The following is a 24123-nucleotide window of genomic DNA, read 5'->3' on the forward strand; positions in this document are numbered from 1 at the left end:
GGCATCGTTTCTGCTACATTGCGCAATGTTGGAACTTTAATCAATCCATCTTGATCCCCCTTAAATCCTCCAATATCTGCAAATTTATATGGCTTTGCCACAGCAAAAGCTTGCATTGTTCCGCCAAGATTAACACCGCTATGACAGCTCGCACAACCCTTTTGAACAAAAAGTTCCAACCCTTCTTGCTCCTCTTTATTGAGAGCTTTAAGATTGCCCGACATAAATTCATCATAACGGCTTGGTGTCACAAGGCTAGCCTCAAAAATTGCAATTGTATTTGTGATTAACTCAAAATCAATTTTAATATCTTTACCATAAGCTTTTTGGAAGGCCTGCACGTATTCTGGAATTGAAGTAATTTTTTGTACCACTAAATCAGCAGGTGCAGACATTTCAACATCACTCTGGATTGGTCCTTGAGCCTGATCTCCAAGATTATGCACTCTTCCATCCCAAAATTGCACAGCATTAAAAATAGAGTTATAAACAGTAGGGGAATTTAACGCCAAGGGATTTGCTTTCCATCCATGTCCAATAGCCGCAGGCACAAGGTCGGCTCCTCCCAATGCTAGATTATGACAAGTGTTACAAGAAATAAGATTAGATGATGAAATCCGAGGATCAAAATAGATCATTTTTCCTAGCTCAATTTGCTCTTGCGTAAAAACTTTCTTTGCCTTAATTCCAAGCTCTTTAATTTTTTGAATTTGAAAATTTTTCAACTCTTTGCCCTTTGGCATTGCTTCAAGACCAGAATCTTTGGCCATTTTTAAAATTTGATTTGGACTTGTTGCAAATAAAGTCGCCATAAACAAAACCATAAATCCGATTAATCTTTTCATGTTCCCTCCTTATAAATATAAAGTATTCGATATTTAATGCCTTGCTAAAGCATATGATATTATATATCAAATAATAATTTTTATCTTATTGCTTTGGAATCAAATCTCAATTGCCACAGTCTATCGAGCATTATCATTAATTAAGATAAAATTATTTAAGGTTTTATTTTGTAATTATTAAGGATTGCTATGCGAATTATGCTCATTTTTTTGCTCCCTATCTTTCTTTGCTCTTCTAATATTATTGATGGCATTGCTTTTAAAGTCAATAATTACCCCATCACCCTTTTTGAGCTTACGCAACTCCAAAAAGAAAAAAACATCTCAAGAAGCGAAGCAAAACGCCTGCTAATCCTTAAGGCAATCAAACTCCAAGAAGCTGAACGCCTGCAAGTTTTTGCCGATGAGATTGCGATTGATAAGCAAATTGAGGCAGCAGCCTCTATGCAAGGGATCAGTCGCGATCAGTTTGTTGCAAATATGATCAGCAATGGCTACTCCTATGAAGAATTGCGACAATTTTATAAAGAACATGTTCAAGAGGAGCTTCTTACACAGAGAATTCTTTCAACAAATCTCAAGATCATAGATGAAAAAGAACTCAAAAAATACTATGATGAGCACACAAAAGAATTTACATTGCCTAAAGAAGTCATCGTTATTCAATATGCCGCACAAAATGAAAAAATGCTCGCTCAAGCGATTAACAACCCTCTAATCCAAACATCGGGGGTCAACAAAAGAGAAGAGCGCGTTTCTCTTTCTGGGATCAATCCACAGATTGCTCAAATGTTTGCTCAAACCAAAAAAGGCTCCTTTACGCCTATCATCAACAATGGTGGAGCATCACTTGCTTTTTATATTAAAGACAAAATCGGGAGCGTTTTAATGCCCTTTGATCAAATGAAACCAATGATCATGCAACAAATTATTCTTTCGCGTAAAGAATCAATCTTGCAAGAATATTTTGATCGGCTCATTACAAGTGCAGTGATTACAAATATCAGAGATTAAAATGAGCGACTTAAGTCACATATATCGTGATCCGCTTTTTGGAATCGCCGTTTTAATTGCAATTATTGCCTTTGCAATTTTAACCGACTACTATCGCAATCTTCATAGAAGACGCAAAAAAGAAAAGTCACTCAACGCTTTAGTGAAATCATATGAGCATAATGGATATTTTGATGGGATTGCAGAATTTCTAAAAGTTTCTAAAGACCCCATTCCAACCTTACTTTTGCTTGCAAAAGGACATGCTCAAAGCGGAGACAATCAACAGGCAATCAAGATCTATCTCACTCTCATCACGCAAACCAACGATGGCACTCAAAAATTAGAAATCCTAGAGCATCTAGGCGAAACCTATTTCCAAGCAGGCTTTCTGCACAAATCCAAAGAAATTTACCTAGAGATTCTCTCAAACAATCCAAGAAGCATCAATGCTCTCCTTAAGATTATTGAGCTTTATGAGATACTTGGTGAATACCAAAACGCACTTGATGCACTCAGTTGTCTAGAAGAAAATCTAGAAAACCCTTCCCAAAAAGAAAAAACTCAAATTACTCTATTGCAGCAATATCTTCAAACTCTTCAGCTCCTACAAGATCATCACAAAAGCGATGCTCAAAAAGCTCCAAAATTACTTGAGCTTCTCTCAAAACAGCCCCAACTTATGCGCTTAATTCTCACCCACTTCAAAACAACAAACCTTGCGTTATTTTGGGAGAGCTTTCCTTCTCAAAATTGGCAAAATTTCATTGATCTAATTTGGAATTTTTCTCTTGAACAAATCCCGCAGAAATTTGTCGCCCAATCCTCTGTAATAGAAGTTTTTCAAGCCAAAGGTTATTATCCAAGCAAAGGATGCTCAAACTTTGGTCTTGAAATTATGCGACTTTTCCATCAGCACTCTTCCATAAAGCTCCAATTAAGCTTTTCTTATAAATGCAAAGAGTGTCTCAATGAATTCCCATTTGATAATTTTAGATGCCCAACATGCGGAGCTTTGGGAATCATGGATTTAGTCTTAAAGCCTCAACAAGTACGCCATGAAAAAAATTTCTCTTTATTGTGATGGTTCCTCTCTTGGAAATCCTGGAAATGGTGGTTGGTGCGCTATCTTGCGCTATGAACAGCACGAAAGAGTCATTAGCGGAGGAGAAAAAAATGTGACAAACAATCAAATGGAGCTTAAAGCCGTTATTGAGGCACTCAAGATTCTCAAAGAGCCTTGTGATATAACGCTTTATAGCGATTCTCAATATGTGTGCAATGGAATAAATGCATGGCTACAAAATTGGATTCAAAAAAACTTCAAAAATGTCAAAAATCCGCATTTGTGGCAAGATTACCTCAAGTTAGCCCAATCTCACCAAATCAAAGCCCATTGGGTTAAGGGACATGCAGGCCATGCAGAAAATGAGCGATGTGATACAATCGCAAGATTAGAAGCAAGCAAACTAAAAGGATAAAGATGTTACAAAAACTCCAAGATACTATTTCCTATCATTTTAAAGACGCTTCTCTCCTAGAATGTGCCATGACACACAAAAGTTGCAAAAAACCTTTTAACAATGAACGATTGGAGTTTTTGGGAGATGCTGTTGTGGATTTAGTGATTGGCGAATATTTATTTGAACGCTTCCCTCACTATCAAGAGGGCAAACTCTCAAAAATTAGAGCTTCTATTGTTAGTGAAGAGGGATTGACAAAATTCGCAAAAGAAATTGGCCTTGATCAATGCATTTTTCTCTCCCCAGCAGAAGAAAGCAATCACGGGAGAGAAAAACCATCTATCTTGGCAGACGCATTTGAGGCACTTATGGGAGCGATTTTTTTGGAAGAAGGACTTATTGTGGTCAAAAGGATTATCAATCAACTCATCAAAATCACTTATGATCACATCAATTTTGAATTGATTATTTCTGACTACAAAACAAGTCTTCAAGAAGTTACTCAAGCTAGGTTTGGAGTTATTCCGGAGTATATCTTGATACAAGAAACAGGTCCAGATCACCAAAAAAGTTTTGAAATGGCAATCAAGATCGCTCAAAAAGAATATGCAAGAGCCATAGGAAGTAGCAAAAAACAAGCCCAGCAAGAATGCGCAAAACTCGCCTATGAAATTCTTCAAGCACAATGAACACCTTTGGCATCTCTCTTCGATTGACAACTTTTGGAGAATCTCATGGGATTGCCATAGGGGGAGTCTTGGATGGCATGCCCCCAAATCTAGAGATTGATTTTGAAAAAATCCAAACCCTCATTCAAAGGCGAAAAGGGGGGGAAAATACTTATGTTACTCCTAGATCTGAAGAGGATAAAGTTGAGTTTTTGAGCGGAATCTTTGAGGGGAAGACTACAGGATCACCTATTGCCTTTATCATTCACAATCACAACACGCAAAGTAAAGACTACCAAAGAGACATCTTGCGCCCCTCTCATGCGGACTTCACCTATTTTCATAAATACAAACACTATGATTATAGAGGAGGAGGAAGAAGCAGTGCAAGAGAAACCCTTGTCCGCGTTGTTGCTTCAGGACTTATATCCCCTATTCTTCAAGGGATTGAAGTCCAAAGTGGAATATATTCTATCGGCAAAGTGAAGGCAAAGCAGATTGACTTTTCTTATGCACAAACAAGTGAGATTTTTTCACTTGATCCTCAAATGGAAGATTCTCAAAAAGCCCTTATTCAAGAAATAAGATCTCAAGGAGATAGTATTGGGGGGGTTGTTTGGGCAAAAGCCAAAGGATCCAAACTGCTTGGACTAGGAGAACCCATCTATGGAAAACTTGATGCAAAACTTGCTGAAGCAATGATGGGAATCAATGGCGTCAAAGCTGTGGAAATTGGTGAGGGGATAGAATCTTCATACATGAAGGGATCAGAATACAATGATTGTATTACACCCCAAGGTTTTAAAAGCAATCACTCTGGAGGAATTTTGGGTGGCATAGGCAATGGTGATGAGATTTTAATCAAAGTCTATTTCAAACCCACAGCAAGCATCTCTCTTCCACAAAATTCCATCACCACATCCAACCAAGCCATCACACTCCAAATCAAAGGACGACATGATCCTTGTATTGCTATCAGAGGGAGCGTTGTAGTAGAGGCAATGATGAGATTAGTTATAGCAGATATGATCTTGCTTGCCAAAAAGGATTTTTGTTAGAATCGGCAAAAAGTATTGTGAAAAAGATGAGAGTAAAAAGCTGGTTTTTTTTATTGTTGGCAATTCTAACCGAAGTCCTTGCAACAAGCCTTCTTAAGTTATTTCATGGAGCTTGGTTTGGATACTTTGTGGTTTTTTCTTTAATTGGTGTTTCTTATTTTTTTATGGCCCTTTCTCTTAAAAGCATACCCGTAGGAGTGGCTTATGGGATATGGGAGGTATTAGGAGTTAGCTGTATTGTCTTGGTTGGCATATTTTTCTATGATGAGGCACTAAGTCCCTCCCAAATTGCTGGCCTCATTCTTGCGATTCTTGGAATCTTTTTGGTCAATCTCGGATATAAAGGTCATCACTAAATGCTGTATCTATATATTATTTTTTCTGCATTTCTAGACATTATTGCCAATATCCTCCTTGGTAAATCCAATGGATTTGCCAACAAAAAACTAGGATTTTTGGCCATCATTCTTGTATTTTTTGCCTTCTATATTCTTTCTCTTGCAATCACTCAAGGCGCTCATCTAAGCATTGCTTATGCCTCATGGGGTGCTTTGGGCGTCCTTGGAACAAGTCTTGGAGGGGCCATTATCCTAAAGCAAAACATGAATCTCATAGGATGGCTTGGTATGCTCTGCATCATTGCATCTGTTATTTTGCTTAATTTCTAGGATAAACAATGGAAAAAATCAGCTTAGATTCAAGGATTGTAGAAGTCGAAAAAATTTCTTTTGAAGAACAAAATGAAACTTCATTACGCCCAAGTGTATGGGAAGATTACATTGGACAAGAACAAATCAAAAAAAACCTTCAAATTTTTATCCAAGCCTCCAAGAAACGCCAAGAGTGTTTAGATCATATTTTATTTTTTGGACCTCCTGGACTTGGGAAAACAACGCTTAGTCATATTATTGCCTCAGAAATGGGTGCAGACATCAAAGTAACAGCTGCCCCTATGATCGAAAAAAGTGGAGATCTTGCCGCAATTTTAACCAACCTCAATCAAGGAGATATCTTATTTATCGATGAGATTCACAGACTAAGCCCAGCAATTGAGGAGATTCTCTATCCTGCCATGGAAGATTTTCGATTAGATATTATTATTGGCTCAGGGCCCGCAGCCCAAAGTGTCAAAATCGATATTGCACAATTCACACTCATTGGTGCAACAACGCGAGCAGGAATGCTAAGCAATCCCCTCAGAGATCGCTTTGGAATGAACTTTAGATTGCAATTTTACACACATCAAGAATTAGCTCAAATCCTCTCAAAAGCAAGCATAAAACTTGGGAAAGCACTTCATCCCAAAGGTGCGCAAGAGATTGCCAAACGCTCAAGAGGAACACCCCGTATCGCTCTTAGACTTCTCAAACGCGTAAGGGATTTTGCAGATGTTGCTGAAGAGCATGAAATTACCTTTGAGCGAGCCCAATTTGCTCTTACTGAGCTAGGGGTCAATGAATATGGCTTTGATGAGCTAGATTTACGCTATCTCAATATCTTGGCACAAAACCAAGGACGAGCCATTGGACTTAGTACGCTTTCTGCGGCAATGAGCGAAGATGAAAGTACCATTGAAGATGTGATTGAGCCCTATTTGCTTGCCAATGGATATTTTGAGCGCACAGCCAAAGGAAGGATGGCAACAGCCAAAACCCTTGGACTTTTTGGTAGCCATCAAGGAAGTTTATTTTAGGAGAAGATTTTGAAGCCAATTTATTTTTTTTGGATTATTTTTGTTGCTAGCGTTTATGCAATGGCGAATCTTTACAATGCCTTTTTACTCAATATGCTTATTGCTCTACTGCTTTGTGTTTCTACCTTTTTTCTCAAAAACTTTTTTGATCGATATCTCAAATTCAATTGGCTTTCTTCTCTTGCAAGCGTATTGGTTCTAGTGGTGCTTTTTGCCCTCCCTCTTTATTTTATTTTCAACGAAAGCCTAAATTTCATCACTCATCTTGATCAAAACAGCCTCAACCAATTTATCGAAGCTTCTAAGGCCAAAATTTTGCTTTGGTTAAGTGATTTTCCCGAAATCTCCTCAAGAATCAAACTCATTTTAAATGATTTTTCTGGTAGCTCCATTCTAAGCTATATTCTTTCAATGAGCACGAGTGTAGCGAAATGGAGCGTCGCACTTTTAACAAACTTAGGCTTTATTGTTATTTTTTTGTATTTTTTCTTTTATTACGCCAAGGCCTTCTCAGATTATATACTCAAACTTATTCCCCTCAGACTGGATCAAACAATGGGAATCTACAATGAGGTCAGCGGTGTTTTAAGTGTTGTATTTTTCACATCTATTTTTAATATTTTGCTTCAAGGCTTTTGCTTTGGGCTTATGAGTTTCTTTTTTGGATATGATGGACTTTTGCTTGGAATGCTTTATGGGATCGCTTCTCTTGTGCCTATTGTTGGAGGAGCCCTTGTTTGGATTCCCGTGGCGTTTTATCAGCTTTACTTGGGGGATGCAAATGGCGCAATCTTTATTGCGCTTTATGGGGCACTTTTTATTGGAATTGTGATTGATAATATTGTAAAACCTATTCTTATTTCGATTGTCAACCAACATATCATCAAAACATCAGTCAAAATCAATGAAATGCTTATCTTTTTCGCAATCCTTGCTGGGATCAATGTGTTTGGGTTTTCGGGCATCATTATTGGCCCTGCGGCCACGGCTCTTTTTATTGCTCTTTTAAGAATCTATGACAATAATTTCAAAAATTGATACAAAAATACACATTTTTATATTTTCTCTTATAAAATCTTTATTCTCAACTCGCCAAAATCTCTTTTTTGGATAAAAATAACCTAACTTTTTTTAGGAGGAACTTTTATGTTGCTTACATTTCTAGCATTTTTACCCATTATTGTCATTCTTGTCATGATGATAGGCTTTAGACAATCCTCAAGGCTTTCTTTAGGTATTGCGCTTGTTTTAAGCGCCATTATCGCTCTCTTTGCGTGGAAAATGAATATTGTAGATGTGAGTGCTTATATTCTCTTTGGTTTTCTAAAGGCTTTTGATATTTTAGTGATTGTTTTTGGAGCCATTTTGATTCTCAATACCCTCAAATTTAGCGGAGGAATGGATTCGATTAATCGTGCCTTTAGTGCCATCTCCACAGATCGTCGAGTGCAAGTCATCATCGTTGGATGGGCATTTGGAGCCTTTATCGAGGGGGCTGCAGGTTTTGGAACCCCAGCAGCACTTGCTGCACCTCTTCTAATCGGCTTAGGTTTTCCCGCACTTGCTGCGGCTATGAGTACGCTTATCATGAACTCAAGTCCAGTAAGTTTTGGTGCCGTGGGAACCCCAACAAATGGCATTCAAACCAGTATTGCTTCACTCATAGGGACAGAAAATGTTGCATCATATATGCAAGAGGTGACCATCATCACCGCTTTAATTCATTCTATTGCTGCAATGTTTATCCCTACACTTGTTGTTTTCTTGCTTGTTAAATTTTTTGGGAAAAATAGAAGTTTTAAAGATGCTCTTCCAATCCTACCCTTTTCACTTTTTGCCTCATTGATGTTTGTCATCCCTTATTTTCTGATTGCAAAATTTGGTGGATTTGAGATTCCCTCATTGGTAGGAGGGCTTATATGCTTAGGAATTCTTGTCTTTAGTGCAAAAATTGGATTTCTTACACCCAAGCATTCATGGGATTTTGACACTCAAAATAATTGGCCTAACTTTTGGATTGGCGAACACCAAAATGATCGTGCAAACCAAACAACTCAAAACACTAAGAAAATCAACATTTTCTTAGCTTGGATTCCCTATCTTCTTATTAGCCTCATTCTTGTTTTAACAAGAATCCCACAAATTGGGCTAAAAGACTATTTTTACTCACTTAAAATTTCATTTCCAGAAATTTTTGGGGTTCCAAACACCGCTTATAGTTTTGCTTATGGCTATCTTCCAGGAATCATCCCCTTTATTCTTATTGCGCTCCTTACAATCTTCTTGCATAAAATGCAATTCAATCAAGTTAAGCAAGCTTGGAAGGCAACATTTAAACAAGTTAGCGCAGCAGTCATTCCGCTATGTGCTGGGGTGGCGATTGTGCAACTCATGAATCAAACAGGAAATAATCCACAAGGGCTAGAATCAATGCTTAGAATGATGGCTCAGTTTTTTGCCAACATCTCAGGACAAGCCTATGTCATAGTCTCTCCTCTCATTGGCGTTCTTGGTGCCTTCTTTTCAGGATCCAATACAGTCTCAAACATCCTTTTTGCTCCACTTCAATTTGAGGCAGCTTCTCTTGTGGGGCTTAAAACACAAGTCATTATGGCGTTACAAAATGTTGGGGGCGCAGCAGGAAATATGATCTGTATCAACAATATCGTTGCGGTATGTGCCACTGTAGGCTTAATAGGAAAAGGAGAGCATCGTTTATTGACCTACAATATTGTGCCCTGCTTGTTTTATTGTATCATCGCAGTTGTGACAGCAAGTTTCTTACTATAAAAAGGAGAAAAAATGAAAGTCTATTTTTTTGGTACATGCCTTGGAAATATGGCTTATTCCAAAGCCCTTGTAAGCTCCATTAAACTTCTTCAGCACTATGGAGCACAAGTTATTTATAAAAAAGATCAAAGTTGCTGTGGTCAACCAAGTTTCAATTCCGGATACTACGAAGAAACACGCAAAGTAGCATTGGCCAATATCAATCTTTTTGATCAACCCTATCCCATTGTGATTCCATCTGGATCATGTGCAGGAATGATGATACATGATTATTTGGAGCTTTTTAAGGACACTCCTCACTTTGAGCGAGTGCAAGAGTTTAGTTCTAGAGTTTATGATCTTAGCGACTTCTTGCTCAATCATCTGAATGCCAACCTTTGTGATACTGGAGAAAAAACAACCGTAACATGGCACTCCAATTGTCATGCCCTAAGAGTTTCCAAATGCGTAGAAGCATCCAAAACACTTATTAGAATGCTTGAAAATGTAAATCTAGTTGAGCTTGAAAGAGAAGAGGAATGCTGTGGTTTTGGTGGAACTTTTAGTATCAAAGAGCCCGAAATTTCCAAAACAATGGTTGAGAAAAAAATACAAGACATTCTTAGTCGCAATGTTGAGTACATTATCAGCGGCGATGGAGGTTGTTTGCTCAATATCAGCGGAGCAATGAAAAAAATGGGGTGCGATGTGAAGCCTGCACATTTATATGAATTTCTAGCCCAACGCATTGGATTAGAATAAGGAGCAACATAATGGAAGCAAGAGAACTTATCACAGAAAAACTCAATGATTCTCAACTTAGAAAAAATCTTGACTTTGCGATGAGCTTATTGCAAACCAATCGCAAAAAACTTCTCAAAGATCGTTATGGAGATTGGGAGGCCCTTAGAGAAGAAGGAAGAAAGGTCAAACAAAATACCCTCTCAAGACTTCCTGAGCTTCTAGAAAGATTTGAAGAAAATGCCAAGAAAAATGGCATTCAAGTACATTGGGCAAGCGATGCCAAAGACGCCAACGACATCATTTACAACTTGGCAAAGAAGAACAATGTCACAAAAATCCTCAAGGGTAAATCTATGGCAAGTGAAGAGATTCACTTTAATGCCTACCTCAAGAAAAAGGGAATCCAAGCCATTGAGACAGACTTGGGAGAGATTATCATTCAACTCATTGATGAGCCTCCTGTGCATATTGTTGTGCCAGCAATTCACAAAAATCGCTACGAAATTGGTGAGATTTTTGAAAAGCATCTCAAAGTAGAACGCTTTAGCGAACCCAAAGATCTTAATGCTGTAGCTCGCACACATTTGCGTAAAGAATTTCAAGAATTTAAGATGGGGCTTTCTGGAGTGAACTTTGCTATTGCCAATGAGGGGGCAATTTGGCTTCTTGAAAATGAGGGCAATGGGCGAATGAGCACAACAGTTCCAGATATTCATATTGCAATTTGTGGAATTGAAAAAATCGTTGAAAGCTTTGATGATGCTGTGATCTTAGATACTCTTCTTATTCCTTCAGCCACAGGGCAAAGCATCACTTGCTACAACAATATTATCACCTCACCTAGAAAGGATGGGGATTTAGATGGTCCAAAAGAAGTGCATGTTATTCTTCTTGATCACCATCGTAGCGATATCCTTTCTCACAAGCATTATTCCAAAGCCTTAAGTTGCATTCGTTGTGGGACTTGCATGAATCATTGTCCAGTCTATGAAAAGGTCGGAGGACACGCCTATGGTGCAACATATCCTGGGCCTATTGGCGAAGTAATCTCTCCTCAAATTTTTGGAATCGATCGATATGGCTACATTCTCAATCTCTGTTCACTTTGCGGAAGATGCTCTGAAGTGTGTCCAGTCAAAATCCCTCTTGCTGAAATGATTAGAGACTTACGAAGCGAAAAAGCAGGGCAAGGAAGCGGAGAAGAGATTCTTGGAATTTCACGAATCAAGCCAAAAATGGCAGAGAAACTTGGATTTAAAATCTTTGCCTTTTTAGCCTCAACCCCTTGGGCTTGGAAATCGATGCTGTGGGGTGTCAAAGTTTTTGGACCCATAGGAAAGCCCCTTGCCCCACTACTCCCTATGATCAAACAATGGACTTCTTGCAGAGCTTATCCCACTCTTGATGCAAGTTTTCAATCTCAAAAATTAGAAGGAGTGATTTATGAGTAAAGCAAAAATTTTACACAACATCTCCAAGGCACTTGCTCACAACCCACTTCAAAACGAAAAAGCAACTTACAAAGATATCATTATCCCTGTAGAGCAAGATAAAATCAAAGAATACAAACGACTTCAAGAATTCAATAAGGCAGAGGTTTTTGAAACCATTGAAAGAGAGATTCCTCAAACCCTCCGGACAATCTTTCAAAAAGAACAAATTACACAGACACTCATCCCCTCAACACTAGAAAATCTTGAGTTCTCAATCCCTACCCTCACTTACAATAAACCCATGGAAGAACTAAAAAATGAGCTATTTACAATTGAATGTGGGGTTTTGGAAGCAGATTATGGGGTGGCGAACCTAGGCGTGGTTGCACTTACTTCAAGTCATATTCAGCCAAGGCTTCTTTCACTGATCACTCAGCATTGTATTATTTTGCTCAAAAAAGAAAGGATTTTAAATAATCTTTCTGAGGTTCTCTCAAATATCAAGATACAACATCCCAACATTTTGCCCAGCAATATTCTCTTTATTGCTGGCCCTTCTAGAACTGCAGATATTGAACTTCAAGTCGTATTTGGAGTGCATGGACCCCAAAAGGTCTATGTCATTCTATATTAAGCAACAAGGAGAGATTTTCTCTCCGAAATAATACACTCATCAAACTCTTCTATTAAAAAAACCACAAGGTTGCTAAAATTTCATACCTTAATTATGAAAACGAAAGATGAGAATATGAAAAGTTATATCACTACACCGATTTATTATGTCAATGATGTCCCTCATATTGGACATGCTTACACAACAATTATTGCTGATTTTCTCAAGAGATTCTACACCTTAGAGGGCAAAGAAACTTTCTTCCTTACAGGAACAGATGAGCATGGGCAAAAAATTGAACAATCTGCCCAATCTAGAGGAAAAACCCCTATGGAATATGCCACAGAGATCAGCCAAGTGTTTCGTTCGCTTTGGGATGAAATGGGCATTTCTTATGATCACTTCATTCGCACTACGGATTCTTATCATATTCAAGCAGTTCAAAAGGCTTTTAAACTAATGGAACAAAAGGGGGATATTTATTTGGGAGAATATGAAGGACACTATTGTGTTAGCTGTGAGAGTTTTTTTACCCAAACTCAGCTTAAGGAAAATGGAGGATGCCCAGATTGCGGAAAGCCCACACAACTCATTAAGGAAGAGAGCTACTTCTTTGCTCTCTCTAAATACCAAGATCAACTCCTCAAATGGTATCAAACCAATCCTATTCTCCCAAGCTATCGACAAAATGAAGTGATCAATTTTGTTTCTCAAGGCCTCAATGACCTCTCCATTACACGCACAACTTTTGATTGGGGTATTCCCATCCCCAATCAAACTAGAGAAAAACACCACATCATCTATGTCTGGCTTGATGCCCTAATGAATTATGTCAGTGCTCTAGGTTACGGACAAGCTGAGGAGAAAATGGATTTTTGGAAAGAAGCGATCCATCTTGTAGGAAAAGATATCTTAAGGTTTCATGCAGTCTATTGGCCTGCGTTTCTGCTTTCTCTCAATCTTCCTCTACCCAAAAAGATTTATGCCCATGGTTGGTGGCTCAATGAAGGACAAAAGATGAGCAAAAGCATCGGCAATGTCATCGATCCAAGAGAAACTTCCCGCAAATACGGAAATGATCTTTTTCGTTATTTTCTTCTAAGAGAAGTGCCATTTGGACAAGATGGGGATTTCAGTTTCAATGCCCTCATTGAACGCAACAATTCTGACTTAAGCAATGATTTGGGGAATCTTCTTAATCGCATCATTGGAATGAGCGAAAAATATTTTTCTCTTTCTTTAGAATCTTCTGTCGAAGAATATTTTCCCGAAGAAATTAAACAAATCCAAGACATCATCTCTTCTGCTCTACTTGAAATCCCTCAAGCACGTTTCAACCGCTATCTTGAAGAGGTTTGGAAGCTCTTTACATTGGGCAATGGCCTCATTAGCCAATATGAACCTTGGAATCTCATGAAACATCACAAAAAAGAAAAAACACAAGCACTGCTAACCTTGCTTTGCAATCTTCTTTATAAGGGAGCTATTTTAATTTCCCCAGCAATGCCTTCAAGTGCTCAGAAAATCTTTTTTGCTCTAGGACAAACAGAAGGATCAATCGCAGAGCTCCATCAAAATATTACAAAGTTCCAACTTCAAAAAATTGATCCTCTTTTCCCTAAGCTTGAAAAATCTGAGATCCAACCCTCGCAGCAAGTAGCACAAGCTCAACAAGAAAAAACCACTTCAACAATGATCAAAATAGACGATTTTTTACTCTCTGATTTAAGAGTTGGGGAAATCAAAGAAGCAAAAGCTGTAGAAGGTAGCGATAAGCTTCTTTGCTTTCAAGTAGATCTTGGCGAAGGAAGAAATCGCCAAATTGTTTCAGGAATTGCAAAATATTATAATCCCCAAGAGCTCATTGGCCAACAAGTTTGCGTTGTGGCGAATCTAAAGCCTGCAAAACTCATGGGGTTAATAAGTGAAGGAATGATTCTATCTGCCAAAGATGAGAATTCACTCAAGCTCATTACTCCTCAGGGCATATTGAAAAATGGAAGTAAAATTGGTTAAGGAAACAAATTGAGAGTCAACGAAGTTGTTGAAATCATTAATGGGCACCTCTTAAATGATCCAGAAATTTCCTCTTTTGGAAATATCACCTCTTCTCTTCAAAAGGTTTGTAGCGGGAGTCTTTTTATTGCCACAAACCAAGATGATGCCAAAGAGGCCATCAAATTGGGTGCTTATGGAATCTTGTTTGAAGATGGCGACTTACAAATCATTGATGATGAATGTGCATGGATTAGGGTTGATTCTCTTCAGGATGCTACCACACGCCTCATTCGCTACAAACTCCTCTCGCGCAATATCGCTTTTTTCTATCTTAAAAATATTGAATTTGAAATTGCAAAAGAGCTTGCAACAGACCCAACACTAAGCTTCTTAGATGGAGATCACAGCGAATTTCTAGAAATCACACAAAAGCAGGGAATCCAAAAAATCATAACCAACAACCCAACATTACTAGACATTCCGCTTGATTATACTTCTAGCATGATCCCAGATCACGAGCCATTCAAAATCATTTCTTGCACCCTTTTTGATAGTAAAATTTATTTTGATTCCAAACGCTACACTCTTTCTCTACCAAGCATTTTCTTAGGATATCTCTCTTCTGTGATCACTCTTTTTCTCAATGAGGAAATTTATTTTTCTTTAGGAAATTTTGAGAGTATTCCTTATTTGCAACCCATTTTTATCACCTCCAAGGGTATTCGTTGCCCCTATGGGCAAAGCGGTCGCGTTTTGCTTGCAGAAAAACGCCAAGATCATTTCCAATATTATGCTGACTATATTAAAGAAAATGCAAAATGGGCCAAAATCTGCCTCTTTGTCCCCTCAACAAAAAGTGATCTTTTTCCAGAATGTATGACTTATGAAGATGCGGATTCTCTTCTAGAATCTCTAGAAAAATACTCGTTCAACTTCGCTCTCATTTTGGGGATAGATACCGCCTTTTTAGTCAATCATCTTCCAACCTCCCAAGAAGAAAAGAGTCTATTCAATGACTAATCAGCACCACAAACTGCAGGCCAAAAACATTGCTCCACTTCTTCAAGCCATCTCCTCCCTCCCCAAAATCAAAAATCAAGTTTCTTTTTTAGATGCAATCACAATCACCCCATCCTCGCCCATTTCCCCACAAACCAAACAAGCCATTATTGAACTTGCCCAAAATCTAAAACCTTGGAGAAAAGGGCCTTTCAGTATTGATGATCTTTTTATTGATAGTGAGTGGCAAAGCTTTAAAAAATTTAACCTCATCTCACCCCATCTCAACATTCAAGATAAAGATGTTGCCGATATTGGATGCAACAATGGATATTATCTATTCAAAATGATTCCCTATTCTCCTAAAAGCCTCACAGGATTTGACCCTTATGCACTTTTTAAATGTCAATTTGACTTCATCAATCATTTCATGCAAAGCCAAATCACTTTTGAACTTTTAGGGATTGAAGACTTGCCCGCATATCCTAAGCTATTTGATGTCATCTTGTGTATGGGTGTTTTGTATCATCGCACCGATCCCGTCATGACACTCAAACACCTATCAAGAGCTCTAAAACCTCAAGGTGAGGTGATTTTGGATACCTTGATCTTAAAAAGTGAAGAAGATATTGCGCTATGCCCACCCAAAAGTTATGCAAAAATGAGCAATGCATATTTTATTCCAAGCATTAAAGCCCTTGAGGGATGGTGTGAAAGGGCGGGATTTATAGAATTTGAATGTTTTGCAACAGTTCAAACCAACACAGCAGAACAAAGAAAAACATCATGGATAGATAGTCTAAGCTTGGAAAATTTCTTAGATCCCAATGATTCCAACAAAACAGTTGAGGGATATCAAGCCCCAATCAGAGGATATTTTAAGTTAAGGAGAAAATAATGGATCATCTATCTCAGTCAGTACAGGTTGATCTATCTGTATGCAATGCGCTCAAGCCCGAACTTTGTGGAACAATCCTCAAACATACACAAGAGGAGCTCATCACATCCTTTTATCCCTCGCAACAAATGATTAGCGATGAAACCAATCTTATTCACTCTGGCTTTATTTTTAATGCTGCCAATTATGCAGCAATGTGTCTTGTCAATCAGCCAAATGCCCTAACAATCAAAGCTGATGTTCAGTTTTTGGCACCCATTGAATTTGAACAAGAGATGCTTTTTTTGGCAAGCATCAAGCAATCTAACAATAAAAAATACGAAATCTTAGTCAAGGGAACCTTGCTTGATATCAAAGTTTTTGAGGCGATTTTTCACATTTCTATTTTTGACAAGCAATTGTTTAAGCTCAATTTCAAGTCATAGTAACTATTAACAATCTATAAAAAGTTATTTTTCAAAGAAGAAAGAATAGAAGATGTAACATTTCGTATATTTTCAATAATCAAGAATGCAAAAAAGTCTTCTTGTTTTTCTTTTTAGCCTATAAAGCTCTAAGATTAAATCAAATCAGCACAAAGGAGAAAAAATGAAAAGAATTGAACATGATTTCTTGGGAGACTTAGAAATTGCAGAAGATGTGTATTATGGTGTGCAAACTTTTAGAGCTTTGGAAAACTTTGACATTTCTCATGATAAATTAAAAAATTTTCCCAGCTTCATTATTGCGCTAGCGCAAGTCAAAAAAGCTGCAGCCCTTGCCAACTACGAACTTGGACTGCTTAGCAGTGATCTCAAAAACTACATTTGCCAAGCTTGTGATCTAGTTATGAGTGGAAAATACAATGACCAATTTGTTGTCGATATGATTCAAGGTGGAGCTGGAACAAGTACAAATATGAATGCAAATGAAGTTATTGCCAACATCGCCCTTGAGCTAATGGGACACAAAAAAGGACAATATCAATACTGCCACCCAAATGATCATGTCAATCTAAGCCAATCAACCAACGATGCTTACCCTACGGCAATGAGAATTGCAATTTATGACAAACTTACACATCTTGCGGAGATGATGAAGTTTTTGCAAGCATCTTATGATCGCAAAGCAGAAGAATTCAAAGACATCCTCAAAATGGGAAGAACTCAACTTCAAGATGCTGTTCCCATGACCCTTGGAGCAGAATTTAAAACATTTTCAATTATGATCGGGGAGGATATTGATCGCGTCTTAGAAGCAAGAAACCTGATTCGAGAGATCAATCTAGGTGGAACAGCAATTGGAACAGGAATGAATTCGCATCCTGATTATGCAAAAGTTGTCGAAAAGAAACTTCAAGAAGTGACAGGCAAACCCTTTATTACTGCAGGAAATCTCATTGAAGCCACACAAGATAATGGTGCTTACGTCCAAGTTAGCGGTGTTTTAAAGCGTGTGGCAGTTAAACTTTCAAAGGTTTGCAATGACCTTAGACTTTTGAGCTCTGGTCCACGAGCAGGAATTGGCGAAATTACACTTCCAAAGATGCAGCCTGGTAGCACAATTATGCCTGGAAAAGTCAATCCCGTGATCCCCGAAGTAGTCAATCAAGTGTGCTTTATGGTCATTGGAAATGATGTTACTGTATCTTTTGCTGCAGAAGCTGGACAACTTCAACTCAATGTTATGGAGCCAGTTTTGGCATATGCTCTCTTTAACTCAATGGAGATGTTAAGCAAAGCAATGAGAACTCTTGCAAGCAAATGCATTGATGGAATCACAGCCAATAAAGAAGTATGCAAAAATTATGTCTTTGGATCAATTGGGATTGTTACTGCACTCAATCCCTACATTGGCTATGAAAAATCTGCTTGGATTGCTACAGAAGCACTCAAAACAGGTAAAGGGGTGCGTGAAATCGTTTTAGAACAAGGATTGCTCACTCAAAACCAACTTGATGAAATCTTCAAACCAGAAAATATGCTCAAACCCCATATGACGAATGAAGATAAACAAAAAATGCAAAAATAATAAGCTCAAAAGTAAAACCAAGGAGAAAAGATGATTGCTTTAGAGATTATTGTGTTGCTGGGCACCATTTTTATTGGTGTCCGAATTGGGGGCATTGGTATAGGATATGCAGGTGGAGTAGGAGTTGTTGTCCTTACACTTTTGTTGGGATTACAGCCAGGTTCCATTCCTACAGATGTCATTTTGATCATTGCATCAGTTATTGCAGCAATTTCTGCAATGCAGGTAGCTGGTGGTATGGACTATTTAGTTGATCTAGCTGAAAAGATTTTGCGCAAAAATCCACGATATATCAACTATCTAGCACCACTCATCACATACACACTCACACTTTTTGCCGGAACGGGGCACACAGCATTTTCTATGATGCCCGTCATTATCGATGTGGCCAAAAGCACAAATATCAAACCATCAGCCCCATTAAGCATTGCTGTTGTTGCATCTCAAATTGCCATCACAGCCTCACCTATCTCAGCTGCTGTTGTATATATGACAGGTATTTTAGAACCCCTAGGAATGAGTTATTTAAGCCTGCTTGGGATTTGGATTTTGACTACTTTCTGTGGATGCATGATTACAGCATTCCTTGTTAGCACCTTTAGCTCACTTGATTTGAGCAAAGACAAAACCTATCAAGAGCGACTTGCTCAAGGCTTAGTTTCCAAACCCAAAGGCCACAATCAAAGAAACATTACTTCAAGCGCCAAGCTTTCTGTTGGCTTTTTTCTTATTGGAGTTTTGTTTGTTGTCGCCTATGCCTGCGCAATTTCAAACAATATTAAACTAATCGATCCAGTTGTCTTGCCACGAGATGGAGCAATCATTAGCTTTATGCTTGTTGTTGCATCTTTGATTGTTTTATTTTGCAAAGTCAAACCAGCTCAAATACCCGATTCGAGTGTTTTTAAAAGCGGAATGGTTGCCTGTATTTGTGTCTTGGGCGTTGCGTGGTTGGGCGATACTTTTGTCAAAGCGCATATTGAAGGAATCAAAACCTATGCTTCAGCAATGGTTACTGATTATCCATTTCTTCTGGCTGTTGGACTGATCTTTGGATCAATGCTTCTTTATTCTCAAGCAGCAACAGCCAAAGCTTTAATGCCCGCTGTTATAGTTGCTCTTGGGATTGATTCTGGAAATATAGAAAATGCCTATATTGTCGTTGCTTCTTTTGCAGCAGTCAGTGCGTTATTTGTTTTGCCAACTTATCCAACTCTTTTGGGTGCTGTACAAATGGATGATACAGGCTCAACTAAAATTGGAAAATATGTCTTCAATCACTCTTTTATGATTCCAGGACTTCTGTCAATTGGGATTAGCGTGGCTTTAGGCTTTATTTTGGCTCCACTTATGCTCTAACCCTAAAAATGGGGTGGGCTATGCTTTTGAGATAATCTCCAAGGCTTCAATAACCCTCAAAACATGATCGCGATTAGAAGGTCCATTTTGCAGGATCATATGATAAAAGGTCTCAATAGAGGCATCTAAAGACATATAACTAGGAAGATTTGGCACCTCTTCTTGCCCTAATCGATATTCCACCATTTTTGCAAAAAGAGTATCTTTATCAAACTCATCTTTAATCACAACTCCTGCATCATAGATTCGAATCTTATCTCGTTGCACATCATCATAAACCGCACTTTTCTTGCTTCCCCCAATAATCATTTCTCGCACCTTAATAGGACTAAGCCAAGATACGCTAATTGTGGCTATGATTCCACTTTCTAACTCAATGCTAATATTGGCCAAAGCATCATTGGGATAGCTTTGATACTTCTTGCTAAAAGTGCTCACTTTTTTAATTTCAAGTCCAACAAGGGCATCAATAATACTCAAATCATGGATCGCTAAATCCCAAATCACATCTACATTGCTCTGAAAAAGCCCGAGATTAATGCGCCTTGAGTGAATATAAACAAGCTCTCCAAAGCTTTCAATATTGCTTTTTAAGTAGCCAACCGCAGGAGAATAAAGAAAAACATGATCGCAATGAATCTTGAGATTTCTTTGGCTTGCAAGCTCATAAAGCTCATAAGCCTCTTTCAGATTTGTCGTTAATGGCTTTTCGACAAAAAGGTGTTTTTCTGCCATAATTGCCTTTTTGGCAAGCTGATAATGCGTTTGAGGGGGAGTAATGATGAAAATCGCCTCAATTGCATCATTTTTCAAAATCTCCTCATAGCTTGAGTAAATTTTGAATTGATACAGCTTTTGAGCCTCTTTAATACGCGAGATATCTTCATCAAAAATTGTCTCAATCTCAAACAAACCCCATTTATCTAAACTTTTTGCAATATTGATTCCCCAATAACCATACCCAATAATGGCACATTTGATTTTTTTCATCACAAATCCCTTATTTTTCTCGCAGGATTTCCTGCATAAATTCCTCTTTGTGCAATATCTTTTGTTACCACACTTCCAGCGCCAATCACTACACCATCACAAATTCTCACAGGCAAGATTGTTGCATTAGATCCGATGCTAACCTGATTGCCAATCTTTGTCGCCCTCCATTCAGAGCTACTCTTGGAGGGATACCCCTCTGCAAATAAATCATTTACAAACATCACTCCATGCCCTACAAAGCAATCTTTGCCAATCTCAACAAGAGAGCAAATAAAACTATGGCTTTGTATCCTGCTTCTTGCACCAATCTTGACACCGGCTTGGATCTCCGTGAAAGGACCGACAAACACCTCATCTCCCAATTCACATTCATATAAATTGCAAGGCTCAATGATCTTTACCCCCTTTCCACTTCTCACATCGCGTATTTGAGATTGTAAAGCTTTCATATCAAATCCTTCAAATGAGTGATTTCATCTTGGATGGAACGCAACTTGGAAGATAATTTTTCAATTTCACCAAAATAAGAAATATGACGGGAAAGATTAGAGGGTAAAACAAAATTTTTAAGTTTCTTAATCTCCAGACAATCTGTGCAAATCTCACACAATTTTTGATATCCCACAGAGCTAAAAAGATAGGTATAAATCCCCAAAGCATTCTGTGGGTCTTGAGCCCTTACAACAATCACCCCCATATTTGCGACACATAAATGAGATAATTTTGGAGAAAGAATTGTAACCTTAGGAAAGCTTCCCCTCCAAGAAATCAAAATATCATAAGGCTTTAACGCATATTCCATAACCTTCTGAATCTGCCCCTCAAGTCTCAAATGATCAAAATGATTACTAAAGCCAAGAGACTCAAAATCACTAGACCCAATCTCAAAAAATTCAATTTTCTCATCTTTTGAGCATCCATAAACTCTTTTGCCCTTAAAGATTTGAGCAATTTGAGAAAGCCTCACGCCCTCTTCGCTTTGCGAGTTTTCAAACATCTCGTCAATCTCATTGAGTGTTTTTGAATAGCAAGTTAGTTTTCTTTGTGAGTAGAGATCAACAATTTCCTCAATATGAGTTAGTCGATGATATCTTCCATCCTTTTGATAGAAGTGTTTTTTGCTTGCATCAATATAGAGAATCTTGTCTGTTTTTTTCCCAACAATCACAATGCAAAAATCATGATTTTGATAGGGAAAAATATTCTTTGGCAGATCAATAATGCACTCCAATCTCCCCAAAAGCTTCTCTTGAAATTTAGATTCAAGATTTTTAAAGATTCCCTTACGCAAAATAAACACACCACGCGTTTTAAGATGTACAAGCGCATGAAAAAAGAACACCAATTCAGGATAGTTTTTGGATACAAATCCACGAAATCGCTCATCTTCTTTGATGTAATTTGTGCCAAGATGAGAGTGCAGCGGAGGATTGCAGATAATCTTATCAAACTGCAAAAACCCATCAATATCCTTAAATGCAGGTTGTTTGAGGACATCATTGCACATTAGAGTCGCTTCTGTTTGATTGAGCTTGCAGATCAGAGAGGCTATCTTGACAAATCGCTCATCTAGCTCCTCTCCATATATACTCACCCCTTTTGGAATCTGCAAAAAAAGACTTCCAAGCCCAAAACAAGGATTATATAGACTTTCTCCTTCCTGTAAATCTGCAAGAGCATTAAGCAGGATGCTCACTTCAAGAGGAGTTGTATAAAAGAAAAGCTTGTTGTTGGTTTTCTTTTGAGTAATAAGGTCAAAAAAAAGCCCAAGATTCTGCAATGGTGTTTCTTGCACAACTCTAAGCACTTTAGCAAGATTGAGATGAGGATTGGGAGGTGTTGCTTGGACATATTGATTGAGCGCAGAGAGATAGCTCTCATAAATTTTTTGACGCCTTTGTGCCTTCTGAAGCAGAGAGGGGATCTGATGATTTTGCTTTAAAATAAAGCATTCTAAAAGAATGCAGATAGATTCAAATAAATCTATCTGATACCTCTTGAGATATTCAAAGCAGTCTAGAATCTTTTTCACTTATTTTCCAACTCAAACAAGTCAAAAGATTAGAAACGCTCCATTACAAAATCAAGCGTGAAATAATAAGGTGAAGATTTTCTATAATTGATTCCATCACCAGCAACTTGAGTCATTGGAGTCACGGGAAGCTTTGCCATCAATTCAAGACCATATTTTTGATCAAACATAACTCTAGCACCTACATTAAAGCGAAATTCAAAATCTACAAAATTATTTTCCGTAGGCCCATAAACAGTCTTATAGCGACCGCCATATTCTCCCGCTACAAGCCCCATTCCTACCCCTCCCACAACAGCAAATTCAATATTCCTACTTGCAAAAACATTAACAACAGCATCCGCATTAAGAGTATGAGATCCTGAAAGAATATAGAATCCTTCAATTGGTGCTCTCCCCTCGCTCTCACCAGGATTGAAATTGACATCTAAATTGTAGTAATAACGCAAGCCAATCATCTTCGTAAAATAATAATACCCACCAACTTTTGCCGAAACAACAAATGAAGCATAGCTTTGATCTTCACTGTAGGACAAATTATTTTGAATCCCTGCAAACTTCATCGCATTTGCACCTACACCAAGACCAGCGCCAAAGAAAAATCCTGATTTTGTCTCAGGCTTATTTTCAATCACCTGTAACTGAGCAAAGCAACCCACAACAACAGCACATATCAAAAACAACTTTCTCACAAATCTCTCCTTATAAAAAATTAAATTTTATTATTTTTTGAGTTGCTTCCCCCAAAAATTTCGACACAACTGATTGGAAAGCTGGCAATAAATTTTAGGCTTAGATGAAAAATCTTTTGGAGTGATCACAAACTCAAGTGCTTTTGTGTCAAAATGAGCAACTAACCTATGATCCTTGAGCTCAAAATAGCATCTAGGATCATCTCTTTTGGTCAATTCTTGCAACACTAAATCAATCTTGGGTGCCTGATTTTCAGTAATAGAGCGAGCATAATGCATCAAAAACTCTTGATTTGCTTTTTGCAAGCGGTTTCTAAGATGATATAAACACAGACTTTCTTGAATAAAGAATCTTGGGAAAGCACAAAATGCAATGATTCCCAAAATTGCGATTACAATCACCAACTCCAATAAACTAAACCCTCTATTGAGCGAAAAGAGGGATGATTTTCTCTTCATAATCTTTATAGAGCCTTTGGCACAATGGAGTATCAACTTGCGCAATTTGTACATGCAAATTTTTTCCATCAACAAACTCAAACACAACGCAATCATTTTGAGTATCAATTGCCCCATTTTTGGCAAGCTTGATTCCATTTCCAACAGAAATCCAGCGCGACTTGCTCAAGCCTGCCACCTCAATCATATAGTTTCCCTGAATGTCAGAGGGCATCAAATTCCTCACAAACACATCACGCTGAATTGCGCTAATGGCTTGATTGAGATCGCTTTGGATACTGATACTTTGTGCATCTCCACGCGTTAAAGAAAATTTTGGAATCGCAATAGAGGCCAAGATCCCCAAAATCGCAATCACAAAAACAAGCTCAAGCATACTAAAGGCCTTTCTCATTCTTCCCTCC

General features: G+C 38.1%; 26 protein-coding genes. 19 read left to right on the forward strand and 7 right to left on the reverse strand.

What is annotated here, in order from left to right; all coding sequences use genetic code 11:
* Nucleotides 1-845: cytochrome-c peroxidase (locus tag LW137_RS05925; protein WP_233034217.1), on the reverse strand; the 845-nt coding region annotated here is incomplete at its 3' end.
* A 189-nt stretch (nt 846-1034) separates the two neighbouring features.
* Between LW137_RS05925 and LW137_RS05930 the strand changes: the two genes are divergently transcribed.
* The 19 genes from LW137_RS05930 (at nt 1035) to LW137_RS06020 (ending at nt 19543) form a co-directional block, all read left to right on the forward strand.
* Nucleotides 1035-1859, forward strand: coding sequence for a peptidyl-prolyl cis-trans isomerase (locus LW137_RS05930; RefSeq protein WP_233034219.1), 825 nt, complete (start codon nt 1035-1037; stop codon nt 1857-1859).
* 1 nt (nt 1860) lies between these two features.
* Nucleotides 1861-2922 carry a tetratricopeptide repeat protein gene (locus LW137_RS05935; RefSeq protein WP_233034221.1) on the forward strand — a complete coding sequence of 354 codons (1062 nt, stop codon included), beginning with the start codon at nt 1861-1863 and terminating at the stop codon, nt 2920-2922.
* On the forward strand, nt 2897-3319 hold the full coding sequence (gene rnhA, locus LW137_RS05940) for a ribonuclease HI (protein ID WP_233034223.1): 423 nt from the start codon (nt 2897-2899) through the stop codon (nt 3317-3319). Before LW137_RS05935 ends, rnhA begins: the two co-directional genes overlap by 26 nt.
* Nucleotides 3320-3321: 2 nt before the next feature.
* On the forward strand, nt 3322-3990 hold the full coding sequence (gene rnc, locus LW137_RS05945; protein WP_233034225.1) for a ribonuclease III: 669 nt from the start codon (nt 3322-3324) through the stop codon (nt 3988-3990).
* Nucleotides 3987-5027, forward strand: coding sequence for a chorismate synthase (gene aroC, locus LW137_RS05950; protein ID WP_233034227.1), 1041 nt, complete (start codon nt 3987-3989; stop codon nt 5025-5027). The genes rnc and aroC overlap by 4 nt, the downstream gene beginning before the upstream one ends.
* A gap of 26 nt (nt 5028-5053) precedes the next feature.
* Nucleotides 5054-5383: a DMT family transporter gene (locus tag LW137_RS05955; RefSeq protein WP_283092253.1), complete on the forward strand. Its 330-nt coding sequence runs from the start codon at nt 5054-5056 to the stop codon at nt 5381-5383.
* Nucleotides 5384-5695, forward strand: a complete 312-nt coding sequence (locus LW137_RS05960) for an SMR family transporter (protein ID WP_233034235.1) — start codon at nt 5384-5386, stop codon at nt 5693-5695.
* Nucleotides 5696-5703: 8 nt separating this feature from the next.
* Nucleotides 5704-6720 (forward strand): Holliday junction branch migration DNA helicase RuvB, encoded by a 1017-nt coding sequence (gene ruvB / locus LW137_RS05965; protein WP_233034237.1) that lies wholly within the window; start codon nt 5704-5706, stop codon nt 6718-6720.
* Nucleotides 6721-6729: 9 nt separating this feature from the next.
* Nucleotides 6730-7758, forward strand: coding sequence for an AI-2E family transporter (locus LW137_RS05970; protein WP_233034239.1), 1029 nt, complete (start codon nt 6730-6732; stop codon nt 7756-7758).
* Nucleotides 7759-7866: 108 nt separating this feature from the next.
* Nucleotides 7867-9510: an L-lactate permease gene (locus LW137_RS05975; protein ID WP_233034240.1), complete on the forward strand. Its 1644-nt coding sequence runs from the start codon at nt 7867-7869 to the stop codon at nt 9508-9510.
* Between the two features lie 12 nt (nt 9511-9522).
* Nucleotides 9523-10251 (forward strand): (Fe-S)-binding protein, encoded by a 729-nt coding sequence (locus LW137_RS05980; RefSeq protein ID WP_233034242.1) that lies wholly within the window; start codon nt 9523-9525, stop codon nt 10249-10251.
* An 11-nt stretch (nt 10252-10262) separates the two neighbouring features.
* Nucleotides 10263-11684 carry a LutB/LldF family L-lactate oxidation iron-sulfur protein gene (locus tag LW137_RS05985; protein ID WP_233034244.1) on the forward strand — a complete coding sequence of 474 codons (1422 nt, stop codon included), beginning with the start codon at nt 10263-10265 and terminating at the stop codon, nt 11682-11684.
* Complete coding sequence (locus LW137_RS05990) at nt 11677-12300, forward strand: LutC/YkgG family protein (protein WP_233034246.1); 624 nt, start codon at nt 11677-11679, stop codon at nt 12298-12300. The genes LW137_RS05985 and LW137_RS05990 overlap by 8 nt, the downstream gene beginning before the upstream one ends.
* A 90-nt stretch (nt 12301-12390) precedes the next feature.
* Complete coding sequence (metG, locus tag LW137_RS05995) at nt 12391-14295, forward strand: methionine--tRNA ligase (RefSeq protein WP_346344797.1); 1905 nt, start codon at nt 12391-12393, stop codon at nt 14293-14295.
* Nucleotides 14296-14304: 9 nt separating this feature from the next.
* The gene (locus LW137_RS06000) at nt 14305-15297 is read left to right on the forward strand and encodes a hypothetical protein (RefSeq protein ID WP_233034256.1); all 993 of its coding nucleotides are present in this window, start codon (nt 14305-14307) and stop codon (nt 15295-15297) included.
* The gene (gene cmoB / locus LW137_RS06005) at nt 15290-16174 is read left to right on the forward strand and encodes a tRNA 5-methoxyuridine(34)/uridine 5-oxyacetic acid(34) synthase CmoB (RefSeq protein ID WP_233034258.1); all 885 of its coding nucleotides are present in this window, start codon (nt 15290-15292) and stop codon (nt 16172-16174) included. The genes LW137_RS06000 and cmoB overlap by 8 nt, the downstream gene beginning before the upstream one ends.
* Nucleotides 16174-16599 (forward strand): PaaI family thioesterase, encoded by a 426-nt coding sequence (locus LW137_RS06010; protein ID WP_233034260.1) that lies wholly within the window; start codon nt 16174-16176, stop codon nt 16597-16599. The genes cmoB and LW137_RS06010 overlap by 1 nt, the downstream gene beginning before the upstream one ends.
* 163 nt (nt 16600-16762) lie before the next feature.
* Complete coding sequence (gene aspA / locus LW137_RS06015) at nt 16763-18184, forward strand: aspartate ammonia-lyase (protein ID WP_233034261.1); 1422 nt, start codon at nt 16763-16765, stop codon at nt 18182-18184.
* Nucleotides 18185-18214: 30 nt separating this feature from the next.
* Nucleotides 18215-19543, forward strand: a complete 1329-nt coding sequence (locus tag LW137_RS06020) for an anaerobic C4-dicarboxylate transporter (RefSeq protein ID WP_233034262.1) — start codon at nt 18215-18217, stop codon at nt 19541-19543.
* An 18-nt stretch (nt 19544-19561) separates the two neighbouring features.
* Here the strand turns inward: LW137_RS06020 and LW137_RS06025 are convergent, their stop codons facing one another.
* The 6 genes from LW137_RS06025 to LW137_RS06050 are packed head-to-tail and all read right to left on the reverse strand — an operon-like array spanning nt 19562 to nt 24113.
* Nucleotides 19562-20533, reverse strand: a complete 972-nt coding sequence (locus LW137_RS06025; RefSeq protein ID WP_233034263.1) for a Gfo/Idh/MocA family protein — start codon at nt 20531-20533, stop codon at nt 19562-19564.
* A complete protein-coding gene (locus tag LW137_RS06030; protein ID WP_233034264.1) occupies nt 20533-20985 on the reverse strand; it encodes an acyltransferase in 453 nt (150 codons plus the stop codon). Before LW137_RS06030 ends, LW137_RS06025 begins: the two co-directional genes overlap by 1 nt.
* Complete coding sequence (locus LW137_RS06035) at nt 20982-22568, reverse strand: N-6 DNA methylase (RefSeq protein ID WP_233034265.1); 1587 nt, start codon at nt 22566-22568, stop codon at nt 20982-20984. The genes LW137_RS06030 and LW137_RS06035 overlap by 4 nt, the downstream gene beginning before the upstream one ends.
* Nucleotides 22569-22597: 29 nt before the next feature.
* Entirely contained in the window at nt 22598-23260 is a 663-nt protein-coding gene (locus LW137_RS06040) for an outer membrane beta-barrel protein (RefSeq protein WP_233034266.1), read from the reverse strand.
* A 30-nt stretch (nt 23261-23290) separates the two neighbouring features.
* Nucleotides 23291-23719: a pilus assembly FimT family protein gene (locus LW137_RS06045; protein ID WP_233034267.1), complete on the reverse strand. Its 429-nt coding sequence runs from the start codon at nt 23717-23719 to the stop codon at nt 23291-23293.
* Nucleotides 23685-24113, reverse strand: a complete 429-nt coding sequence (locus tag LW137_RS06050) for a type II secretion system protein (protein WP_233034268.1) — start codon at nt 24111-24113, stop codon at nt 23685-23687. Before LW137_RS06050 ends, LW137_RS06045 begins: the two co-directional genes overlap by 35 nt.
* Between the last annotated feature and the right edge of the window lie 10 nt (nt 24114-24123).

Origin of the sequence: Helicobacter kayseriensis (assembly GCF_021300655.1) — a bacterium.
GTDB lineage: Bacteria > Campylobacterota > Campylobacteria > Campylobacterales > Helicobacteraceae > Helicobacter_G > Helicobacter_G kayseriensis.

What these genes read in the sequence shown, in the direction of transcription:
- LW137_RS05955 (WP_283092253.1), top strand. Translation starts at nt 5,054, where the DNA reads ATGAGAGTAAAAAGCTGGTTTTTTTTATTGTTGGCAATTCTAACCGAA.
- LW137_RS06020 (WP_233034262.1), top strand. Translation starts at nt 18,215, where the DNA reads ATGATTGCTTTAGAGATTATTGTGTTGCTGGGCACCATTTTTATTGGT.
- LW137_RS05930 (WP_233034219.1), top strand. Translation starts at nt 1,035, where the DNA reads ATGCGAATTATGCTCATTTTTTTGCTCCCTATCTTTCTTTGCTCTTCT.
- LW137_RS06030 (WP_233034264.1), bottom strand. Translation starts at nt 20,985, where the DNA reads ATGAAAGCTTTACAATCTCAAATACGCGATGTGAGAAGTGGAAAGGGG.
- LW137_RS05960 (WP_233034235.1), top strand. Translation starts at nt 5,384, where the DNA reads ATGCTGTATCTATATATTATTTTTTCTGCATTTCTAGACATTATTGCC.
- ruvB (WP_233034237.1), top strand. Translation starts at nt 5,704, where the DNA reads ATGGAAAAAATCAGCTTAGATTCAAGGATTGTAGAAGTCGAAAAAATT.
- LW137_RS05990 (WP_233034246.1), top strand. Translation starts at nt 11,677, where the DNA reads ATGAGTAAAGCAAAAATTTTACACAACATCTCCAAGGCACTTGCTCAC.
- rnc (WP_233034225.1), top strand. Translation starts at nt 3,322, where the DNA reads ATGTTACAAAAACTCCAAGATACTATTTCCTATCATTTTAAAGACGCT.
- rnhA (WP_233034223.1), top strand. Translation starts at nt 2,897, where the DNA reads ATGAAAAAAATTTCTCTTTATTGTGATGGTTCCTCTCTTGGAAATCCT.
- LW137_RS05975 (WP_233034240.1), top strand. Translation starts at nt 7,867, where the DNA reads ATGTTGCTTACATTTCTAGCATTTTTACCCATTATTGTCATTCTTGTC.
- cmoB (WP_233034258.1), top strand. Translation starts at nt 15,290, where the DNA reads ATGACTAATCAGCACCACAAACTGCAGGCCAAAAACATTGCTCCACTT.
- LW137_RS06045 (WP_233034267.1), bottom strand. Translation starts at nt 23,719, where the DNA reads ATGAAGAGAAAATCATCCCTCTTTTCGCTCAATAGAGGGTTTAGTTTA.
- LW137_RS06050 (WP_233034268.1), bottom strand. Translation starts at nt 24,113, where the DNA reads ATGAGAAAGGCCTTTAGTATGCTTGAGCTTGTTTTTGTGATTGCGATT.
- LW137_RS05985 (WP_233034244.1), top strand. Translation starts at nt 10,263, where the DNA reads ATGGAAGCAAGAGAACTTATCACAGAAAAACTCAATGATTCTCAACTT.
- aroC (WP_233034227.1), top strand. Translation starts at nt 3,987, where the DNA reads ATGAACACCTTTGGCATCTCTCTTCGATTGACAACTTTTGGAGAATCT.
- LW137_RS06010 (WP_233034260.1), top strand. Translation starts at nt 16,174, where the DNA reads ATGGATCATCTATCTCAGTCAGTACAGGTTGATCTATCTGTATGCAAT.
- aspA (WP_233034261.1), top strand. Translation starts at nt 16,763, where the DNA reads ATGAAAAGAATTGAACATGATTTCTTGGGAGACTTAGAAATTGCAGAA.
- LW137_RS05980 (WP_233034242.1), top strand. Translation starts at nt 9,523, where the DNA reads ATGAAAGTCTATTTTTTTGGTACATGCCTTGGAAATATGGCTTATTCC.
- LW137_RS06025 (WP_233034263.1), bottom strand. Translation starts at nt 20,533, where the DNA reads ATGAAAAAAATCAAATGTGCCATTATTGGGTATGGTTATTGGGGAATC.
- LW137_RS05935 (WP_233034221.1), top strand. Translation starts at nt 1,861, where the DNA reads ATGAGCGACTTAAGTCACATATATCGTGATCCGCTTTTTGGAATCGCC.